This window comes from Streptomyces sp. NPDC034670 (genome assembly GCF_055574875.1).
This window is the reverse complement of sequence record NZ_JBVITR010000085.1, coordinates 7,843-16,387: the sequence shown is the minus strand read 5'-3', so window position 1 is coordinate 16,387 and position 8,545 is coordinate 7,843. Positions and strand designations below refer to the sequence as shown.

Here is an 8,545-nt window from a genome sequence, read left to right as displayed (position 1 = left end):
CCACCGGGCGGGCACCGTCAAGGGCCTGACCGCCGAGATCGGCGCCTCCGTCACCGCCGGCGCCGTCCTCTGCGAGATCAAGGACTGACCCGGACTCCCGTCCCGGCTCCGAGCCCCGGCCGGACCACCGGCCGGGGCCGGGAGTGCCGGAGAGCCCGTGGGTGAACTCAGCCGACGGGCCACCCGGCCACCTGGCTCCTGGGCGGATCCGGTTCCAGGGGCTGGACCTGTCCGTTGTGGATGACGCCCCGCCAAGCGCCGCACTCCTGCCCGAGTCCTTCGATGAACTCCTTGAAGCGGCCGAGTTCCGCCCGGACCACCCGGGGCGTCGCACCGGCTCGGGCCAGGACGCGGCCCTTGACCCCGTGCGGCTCGAAACGCACGCGCAGGACGATCTCGGTACGGTCCGGGGCCAGCCTCCGGAACGCCACCTCGCCCCGATGACCGGTCCGCCGGTCGAGGCCGCGCCAGACGACGAGCGCGTCGGGCCGCTGCTCCACGATCTCCGCCGTGAACTCGTGGCGCACCGGGCCGGCCCCGATCACCCAGCGCGTGAGGTTGGGCCGGAGCTGTTCGACCTCCTTCACCACGGACATGAAGCGGGGGAAGACCTTGAACTGCGTCCACTGGTTGTAGGCGGTGTGCACGGGAACCGCGACTTCGATCGACTCTTCAACGGAATTGATGGCTGCACGCATGGTCCCGCCTGTCGTCGGGCGCTGCCGCTGTCATCGGCACTGCTGCCCTCACAGTGTCACCGCCCACCCGCCGGTCCGCCACCACGGGGCCGGGCGCGCCCTCGCGCCCACGGCGCCCGCCCGGGCGTCCCCGCACCGCACGGCGGGCCCGTGCGGGGCACCCCGAATGGCGCCCTCGGGCCTTCCGGGGAAGGATGGCCGCACATCGCGCATCACCGGACACCTGGGTGACCGGCGCGAGCCGACGGCCCGGCCGGACCGCTCTCCGCGCCCGCCGCGCCTAGGCCGTCGGGTCCGCACGGACCACCGCCCCGTGCCCGAGCGGTCTCGCGCCACGCCCCGGAGAGCCCGACCGCGCACCGAGCGGCACGAGCGGGTCGACGGGTCGCACGCGGCCCGGAGGCCGGGCCGCGTCCGGGAGACGGGGAAGCGGCGACCGCCGCGGAAGACACGGGGCGCCCTCCAGGCGGGGCGCGAGACCGAGAGAGCCGGAGCGTCCGGTCGAGAGGGAGTCCGATGCCGAAGCGACCCGGTGATGGTTCCGAGGACCCGCTCACCGTGACACCGCCCAAGAAGTGGGCGGCGGGAGTACCGGCGGTGGTGCACGCGCTGGAGTACTCCCTCGAGCAGACCTCCCCCCTGCGCACCGGGGAGACACTGCTGACGATGAACCAGGTGGGCGGCATCGACTGTCCCGGCTGCGCCTGGGCCGACCCCTCCCCGGGGCACCGGCACCGCAACGAGTACTGCGAGAACGGCGCCAAGCACATCAACGACGAGGCGACCACACGGCGCATCACCTCCGACTTCTTCCGCAGGCACCCGGTCTCCGCCCTCGCCCGGCGGTCCGACATGTGGCTCAACGACCAGGGACGGCTCACGGAGCCGATGGTCAAGCGGCCCGGCTCCGACACCTACGAGCCGATCAGCTGGCACGACGCCCTCGGGCTGCTCTCCGCGGAGCTGACCTCCCTCGACTCGCCCGACGAGGCCGTTTTCTACACCTCGGGCAGGGCCAGCAACGAGGCCGCCTTCGTGCTGCAGCTCTTCGCCCGGGCGTTCGGCACCAACAACCTGCCCGACTGCAGCAACATGTGCCACGAGTCCAGCGGCTTCGCCCTGCACGAGACCCTGGGCACCGGCAAGGGCACGGTCAGCCTGGAGGACATCCACCACGCCGACCTGATCTTCGTGGTGGGCCAGAATCCCGGGTCGAACCACCCCCGGCAGCTCTCCGCGCTGGAGCGGGCCAAACGGAACGGCGCCCGCGTCATCGCGGTGAATCCGCTGCCCGAGGCGGGACTGCTGCGGTTCAAGAACCCGCAGAAGGTGCGCGGGGTGATCGGACAGGGCACCCGGATCGCCGACCGGTTCCTGCACATCCGCGGCGGCGGGGACCTGGCGCTGTTCCAGGGACTGAACCGGCTGCTGCTGGAGGCCGAGGACGCCCGGCCCGGTCAGGTCCTGGACCACGACTTCATCCGCACGCACACCGACGGGTTCGAGGACTTCTCGCGGCACGCCCGCACCGTCGGGTGGGACGACATCCTCACGGCGACCGGTCTGACCCGCGAAGAGATCGAGCAGGTCTGCGACGACGTGCTGCGCAGCGAGCGCGTCATCGTCTGCTGGGCCATGGGCCTGACGCAGCACAAGCACGCCGTCCCCACCATCCGGGAGATCGTGAACTTCCTGATGCTGCGCGGAAACCTCGGCAGGGCGGGCACCGGGGCCTGTCCCGTGCGCGGGCACAGCAACGTGCAGGGCGACCGCACGATGGGCATCTGGGAGCAGATGCCGGACTCCTTCCTGGACGCCCTGCGGCGGGAGTTCGGCTTCGACCCGCCGCGCGCCCACGGACTGGACTCGGTGAACGCGATCAGGGCGATGCGCGAGGGCCGGATCAAGGTCTTCCTGTCCCTCGCCGGCAACTTCGTCCGGGCCGCCCCCGACAGCGAGGTCACCGAGGAGGCCCTGCGCTCGTGCCGCCTGACCGCGCACATCTCCACCAAGCTCAACCGGTCGCACACCGTGTGCGGTCGCACCGCGCTGATCCTGCCGACCCTGGGCCGCACCGAACGGGACTTCCAGGCCGGCGGCGAGCAGTTCGTCACTGTGGAGAACTCGATGAGCGAGGTGCACACCTCGCGCGGACGGCTGGAGCCGGCCTCCCCCCTCCTGCTCAGCGAGGTCGCCATCCTGTGCCGGCTCGCCCGCCGCACGCTCGACGGCACGGGGAACATCCCGTGGGACGCCTTCGAGGCCGACTACGGGACGATCCGGGACCGTGTCTCCCGCATCGTCCCGGGACTGCACGACTTCAACCGGCGCGTGGTGCGCCCCGGCGGCATCAGGCTGCCCAACACGGTCAACGAGGGCGTGTTCCAGACACCGGTCGGCAAGGCGCGGTTCACCTGCAACGCCTGGGACATGCCCCGGGTCCCCGAGGGGCACCTGCTGCTGCAGACCCTGCGCTCGCACGACCAGTGGAACACCGTCCCCTACACGACCGACGACCGTTACCGCGGCATCCACGGCAGCCGCCGGGTCGTCCTCGTCAACCGGGCGGACCTGACCGGACTGGACCTCGGCGAGGGCGACCGCGTCGACCTGGTCAGCGTGTGGACGGACGGCACCGAGCGGCGCGCCGGGGACTTCCAGGTCGTCGCGTACCCGGCCAAGCGCGGCTGCGCCGCCGCGTACTACCCCGAGACCAACGTCCTGGTGCCGCTCGACAGCGTGGCGGAGATCAGCAACCAGCCCGCCTACAAGGGCATCGTCGTCCGCCTGGAGCCCGCCCGCCCCCGGCCCGTCCCGGCGTCGGACCGGAGGTGACCGGCACCGCCCCCCGTGGCCCGGAGGCCGGCCGCCGCGGCGTCACTTGATCAGGGCGTTGGCCGCGATGATCACCAGGCCGATCAGCGCGTCGGCGGCTCCGGCCCGGAGCGAGGCCGCCCACCCGCGGCCCGCGCCGCGCGCGGTCCGCACCCCCCAGCCGGCGAGCAGCAGGGTGTTGAGCAGCAGCGCGGCCTCCACCGCCTCGCTCTCCGACCACCAGGAGGGCACCGCGGTCAGCAGCAGCACGACGGTGGGAGCGGCCGCCGCGACGACCGGCCACTCGGCGAGCATCGCGCGCAGCCCGATCCGGGCGCCCTTCCCGGCGCCGCCGCGGTCCCCCGACATCCGGTGCGCGACCACGTGGGCGTAGCCGTGGGCGGCCGCGGAGGCGAGGGCGGTGAGCAGGACCCACAGCGCGTCCGATCCGGGGTCGGACGCCTCGCCGGGGGAGTCGAGCGCGGCCGCCAGCGCACTGGCCAGGACGAGCCCGTAGACGCCGCTGAACAGCGTCGCTTCCGCCGGGCGCCGGCCCGGCGCCTGCCGCGGGCCGGCCGGCCGGGGGAAACGGTGGGCACGGTCGTGCATCGCTACAGCCTCCGCGGGAAGGGCACGCAACATGCCGGTGCGGCACAAACCGGATGATAGGTGTCCGGCCGCGCGCACGGACCGCAGCCCCGGCCGCCGGTGGTTCCCCGGCGCACCGGAAGGGCGCCCGCCGGGCTTCGGCCGGGCCGGGCGCCCCTTTGCCGCGGCTAGAAGAAGCCGAGCTTCTTCGGCGAGTACGACACGAGGAGGTTCTTCGTCTGCTGGTAGTGGTCCAGCATCATCTTGTGCGTCTCCCGGCCGATCCCGGACTGCTTGTAGCCGCCGAACGCCGCGTGCGCCGGGTAGGCGTGGTAGCAGTTCGTCCAGACGCGGCCCGCCTGGATGGCGCGGCCGGCGCGGTAGGCCGTGTTGATGTCGCGGGTCCACACGCCCGCGCCGAGGCCGTACGACGTGTCGTTGGCGATCTCGATCGCGTCGTCGAAGTCGTCGAACGAGGCCACCGAGACGACGGGGCCGAAGATCTCCTCCTGGAAGACACGCATCCGGTTGTCGCCCTCGAAGATGGTCGGCCGCACGTAGTAGCCGCCCTTCAGATCGTCGTCGTACTCGGCGCGTTCACCGCCGGTGAGGACCTTGGCGCCCTCCCGCCGGCCGATGTCGATGTAGGAGAGGATCTTGGCCAGCTGATCGGCGGAGGCCTGCGCGCCGATCATCGTGTCGGTGTCGAGCGGGTGCCCGGGCTTGATCAGCTCGGTGCGGGCGACGGCCGCGGCCAGGAAGTCGGGGTAGTGGCCGCGCTGGATCAGCCCGCGCGAGGGGCAGGTGCACACCTCGCCCTGGTTCAGCGCGAACATCGTGAACCCCTCGAGGGCCTTGTCGCGCAGCTCGTCGTCCTTCTCCCACACGTCGTCGAAGAAGATGTTCGGCGACTTGCCGCCCAGTTCCAGCGTGACCGGCTTCAGGTTCTCGGCCGCGTACTGCATGATCAGCCGCCCCGTGGCCGTCTCGCCGGTGAAGGCGACCTTCGCCACCCGCGGACTGGAGGCGAGCGGCTTCCCGGCCTCCGGCCCGAAGCCGTTGACGATGTTCAGCACGCCCGGCGGCAGCAGGTCGGAGACGAGGCTCAGCCAGTAGTGGATGGAGACCGGCGTCTGTTCGGCGGGCTTGAGGACGACCGCGTTGCCCGCGGCGAGGGCGGGCGCGAGCTTCCACGCCGCCATCAGGAGGGGGAAGTTCCACGGGATGATCTGGGCGACGACGCCCAGCGGCTCGTGGAAGTGGTAGGCGACCGTGTCCTCGTCGACCTCGCTGAGCGCCCCCTCCTGGGCGCGCACCGCGCCGGCGAAGTAGCGGAAGTGGTCGACGGCCAGCGGGATGTCGGCCGCCAGGGTCTCCCGCACGGGCTTGCCGTTCTCCCAGCTCTCCGCGACCGCGAGCGACTCCAGACGGGCCTCCATGCGGTCGGCGATCTTCAGCAGGACGTCGGACCGCTCGGTCGCCGGTCTGCGCCCCCAGCCGGGCGCGGCCGCGTGGGCCGCGTCGAGCGCCGCCTCGACGTCCTCCGCCGTGCCGCGCGCCACCTCGGTGAACGGCTGCCCGTTCACCGGGCTCGGGTTCTCGAAGTACCGCCCCTTGACCGGCGGCACGTACTCCCCGCCGATGAAGTGGTCGTAGCGGGGCTGGTAGGAGACGATCGCGCCCTCGCTCCCGGGCGCCGCGTAACGGGTCATGCGGAACTGCCTCCTTCAGCGGTGCCGCCCGCCGTCGGGCGGCTTCGCGCCGGAGCGTAGGGACGCGGACGTTGCACCCACGTTGCGGGCGGCGGCGCTACCGGCCCGCGGAGCGGGACCGGCCGTCCGGGGCCGCCAGCTCCGATTCGAGCGCGGCCAGCCGGGCCCGGTTCGACGCCGTCGGCCGGGCCGCGGCCAGGGCCCGCCACACCTCCAGGTCCTCCTCGCCCCACGGCGCGTGGGCCCAGTCGGCCAGCAGGTCGGGATCCGAGCCGGCGATCAGTGCCGCCCGCAGGCCGTCGGCGAGGCGGCGCCTGAGCCGTACGACCGCCGGTGCCCGGGAGGCGGGCAGCAGGGGGCCCGCGTAGGCGGCCAGGGCCGTGGTGACCGCGCCGGCCGCCAGCCGGCGTTCGACGACGGCGACGTCCGACTCCGGTGGCGCCGTGAGCCGGTAGGGGCGCGACGCGAGCAGCCCCGGGCCGATCACCTGACGCAGCCGGGCGAGTTCCGCGCGCACCGTCACCGGCGTCACCGACTCGTCCTCGTGCAGGGCGCACAGCAGTTCGTCACCGGTCAGGCCGTCGGGGTGCCGGGCCAGGAGGACGAGGATCTCGCTGTGCCGGCGGCTGAGCCGGATCCTGCGGCCCCCTGCCGTCAGGACGGCCCGGTCGCGGCCCAGCGCCGCCAGTCCGGGCCCGCCGGCGTCCGGGCGTCCCGGGGCGAGCAGCGCCAGCTGGGACTCCGCCGCGCGGGCCACGGCCTGCACGAACCCCAGACTGTGCGGGTGGGCGAGGTTGTCCCCGCCGGTGATGTCCACGGCACCGAGCAGCCGCCCGGTGCGGGGGTCGTGCACGGGGGCCGCCGCGCACGTCCACGGCTGCACGCGCCGCGCGAAGTGCTCGGCCGCGAACACCTGGACCGGACGGCCCACGGCGACCGCCGTGCCCGGCGCGTTCGTCCCGACCGCGCTCTCCGCCCACCGCGCGCCCGGCACGAAGTTCATCCGCCCCGCCCGCCGCAGCACCGAGGGGTGCCCCTCGACCCACAGCAGCCTGCCGTGCGCGTCGCACACCGCCAGCAGGTGCCGGCCGTCGGAGGCGAACGTGCCCATCAGCTCCCGGAACAGCGGCATCACCCGAGCCAGCGGGTGCTCGGCGCGGCAGGCCCCGAGGGCGCCGTCCGTCAGTTCGACGTCGGCGGTGCCGTCCGGATGGACCCCGGCGCGTGCCGAGCGCCGCCACGAGTCGGCGACCACACCGCGCACCGGGCGCGGCACCGTGCCGGCCTCGGTGAAGGCCTCGTGCGCCCGGTGCAGCACGCGTACGCGCTCGGCGGGGTCGGTCCCCGGCTCCAGGGCCACCCAGGGATCGGTCAACGCGGCCTCCCGCAGGGCGATGCACCGGAGGACATCGTCGCCCGGGGCGCGCGCGGCGACAACCGTTCCGGCACGGGGACGGTGCCGGGGCGCGTCGTACGGCCCGTCCGTGGCGGCGGCCACGGCTGCGGGCCGTACGACGCGCCCCGGGCCGGGAACGGCAGGGGAGAGGCCAGGGCGAGGCGCCCTGCCGGGAGGCGGTCACCCGCCTCGGTCCGCGAGGGACGGCCGCCGGCACCGGAGCCGCGCGGCCCGCCGCCGTCACGGCCTCACCCGGGCCCCCGTCCGGCCGTCGAGGGGGATGCCCAGCCGGCCGGCCACGGCGGTGAGGGCCGTTCCCAGCGGGAGCGCGACCCGGGTGACGGCGTGCCGGTCGCCCCGGGTCGGGTCCCGGTTGACGATCAGGACCGGCTTCCCGTCCCGGGCCGCCTGGCGGACGAACCGGAGCCCGGACATGACCGTCAGCGAGGAGCCCAGGACCAGCAGCGAGGACGCCTCGCGGACCAGCGCGCGGCAGTGCTCGACCCGCTCCGGCGGGACGGTCTCGCCGAAGAACACCACGTCCGGCTTGAGGATGCCGCCGCAGACCGCGCAGGGCACCACGCGGAAGTCCCCGACCTGTTCGTCGGTGAGGTCGGCGTCGCCGTCCGGGTTGATTCCGGCGGCCACCGGCGCGAAACCCGCATTGGCCTCCTCCAGCCGCCGGGCGAGTTCACGGCGCGGGCCGAGGGCGCCGCAGGAGAGGCAGACGACCCGGTCCAGGCTCCCGTGGAGCTCCACGACGTCCTCGCTGCCGGCGGCCTGGTGCAGGCCGTCGACGTTCTGGGTGATCACGCCCGAGAGCAGGCCGTGCCGCGCGAACGCGGCCACGGCCCGGTGTCCGGCGTTGGGGCGGGCGCGGCCGAAGGTGCGCCAGCCGAGGTGGCTGCGCGCCCAGTAGCGGCGCCGGGCCCGGGCGCTGGCGGTGAAGTCCTGGTAGGTCATCGGGGTGTGCCGGCTCAGGCTCCCGCCCTCGCCCCGGTAGTCGGGGATGCCCGACTCGGTGGAGATGCCCGCCCCGCTGAGCACCAGCACACCGCCGGTGCCCAGCGCGCGGGCGACCGGCTCCAGGTCCGTGGTGCCCGGCGGCAGGTCCTTCGGGGGAACCCAGTTCAAGGTGGGGCGCGTGCGCATGCCGCCAGGGTACGGAACGGGGCTCCCCGGGGCGTGGGGAGCGGGAGCGGGGCCAGGGAGCCCCGGGAGTCGTCGCCCGGCCGGGGGGGGGGGGGGGGGGGGGGGGGGGGGGGGGGGGGGGGGGGGGGGGGGGGGGGGGGGGGGAAGGGAGGGGGGGGGGGGGGGGGGGGGGGTGGTGGGGGGGA

The 8,545-nt window shown here is 74.4% G+C and carries 6 protein-coding genes; 1 reads left to right on the top strand and 5 read right to left on the bottom strand.

The features are described 5' to 3' along the window. Nucleotides 1-167: 167 nt before the first annotated feature. Nucleotides 168-686, bottom strand: a complete 519-nt coding sequence (locus ACZ56B_RS31440) for an SRPBCC family protein (RefSeq protein ID WP_468798040.1) — start codon at nt 684-686, stop codon at nt 168-170. 528 nt (nt 687-1,214) lie between these two features. Here ACZ56B_RS31440 and ACZ56B_RS31435 point away from each other — a divergent pair. Continuing rightward, nucleotides 1,215-3,533 carry an FdhF/YdeP family oxidoreductase gene (locus tag ACZ56B_RS31435; RefSeq protein ID WP_468798037.1) on the top strand — a complete coding sequence of 773 codons (2,319 nt, stop codon included), beginning with the start codon at nt 1,215-1,217 and terminating at the stop codon, nt 3,531-3,533. Nucleotides 3,534-3,575: 42 nt separating this feature from the next. On the opposite strand, the gene ACZ56B_RS31430 is transcribed toward ACZ56B_RS31435, so the two are convergent. The 4 genes from ACZ56B_RS31430 to ACZ56B_RS31415 form a co-directional block, all read right to left on the bottom strand. Further along, a complete protein-coding gene (locus ACZ56B_RS31430; RefSeq protein ID WP_468798034.1) occupies nt 3,576-4,121 on the bottom strand; it encodes a hypothetical protein in 546 nt (181 codons plus the stop codon). Nucleotides 4,122-4,288: 167 nt separating this feature from the next. Continuing rightward, nucleotides 4,289-5,812 carry an acetaldehyde dehydrogenase ExaC gene (gene exaC, locus ACZ56B_RS31425; RefSeq protein WP_468798031.1) on the bottom strand — a complete coding sequence of 508 codons (1,524 nt, stop codon included), beginning with the start codon at nt 5,810-5,812 and terminating at the stop codon, nt 4,289-4,291. A 97-nt stretch (nt 5,813-5,909) separates the two neighbouring features. Further along, nucleotides 5,910-7,187 (bottom strand): GAF domain-containing protein, encoded by a 1,278-nt coding sequence (locus tag ACZ56B_RS31420; RefSeq protein WP_468798028.1) that lies wholly within the window; start codon nt 7,185-7,187, stop codon nt 5,910-5,912. A gap of 261 nt (nt 7,188-7,448) precedes the next feature. Continuing rightward, entirely contained in the window at nt 7,449-8,360 is a 912-nt protein-coding gene (locus ACZ56B_RS31415; RefSeq protein ID WP_468798025.1) for an NAD-dependent protein deacetylase, read from the bottom strand. Nucleotides 8,361-8,545 lie beyond the last annotated feature (185 nt).

What these genes read in the sequence shown, in the direction of transcription:
- ACZ56B_RS31435 (WP_468798037.1), top strand. Translation starts at nt 1,215, where the DNA reads ATGCCGAAGCGACCCGGTGATGGTTCCGAGGACCCGCTCACCGTGACA.
- ACZ56B_RS31430 (WP_468798034.1), bottom strand. Translation starts at nt 4,121, where the DNA reads ATGCACGACCGTGCCCACCGTTTCCCCCGGCCGGCCGGCCCGCGGCAG.
- exaC (WP_468798031.1), bottom strand. Translation starts at nt 5,812, where the DNA reads ATGACCCGTTACGCGGCGCCCGGGAGCGAGGGCGCGATCGTCTCCTAC.
- ACZ56B_RS31415 (WP_468798025.1), bottom strand. Translation starts at nt 8,360, where the DNA reads ATGCGCACGCGCCCCACCTTGAACTGGGTTCCCCCGAAGGACCTGCCG.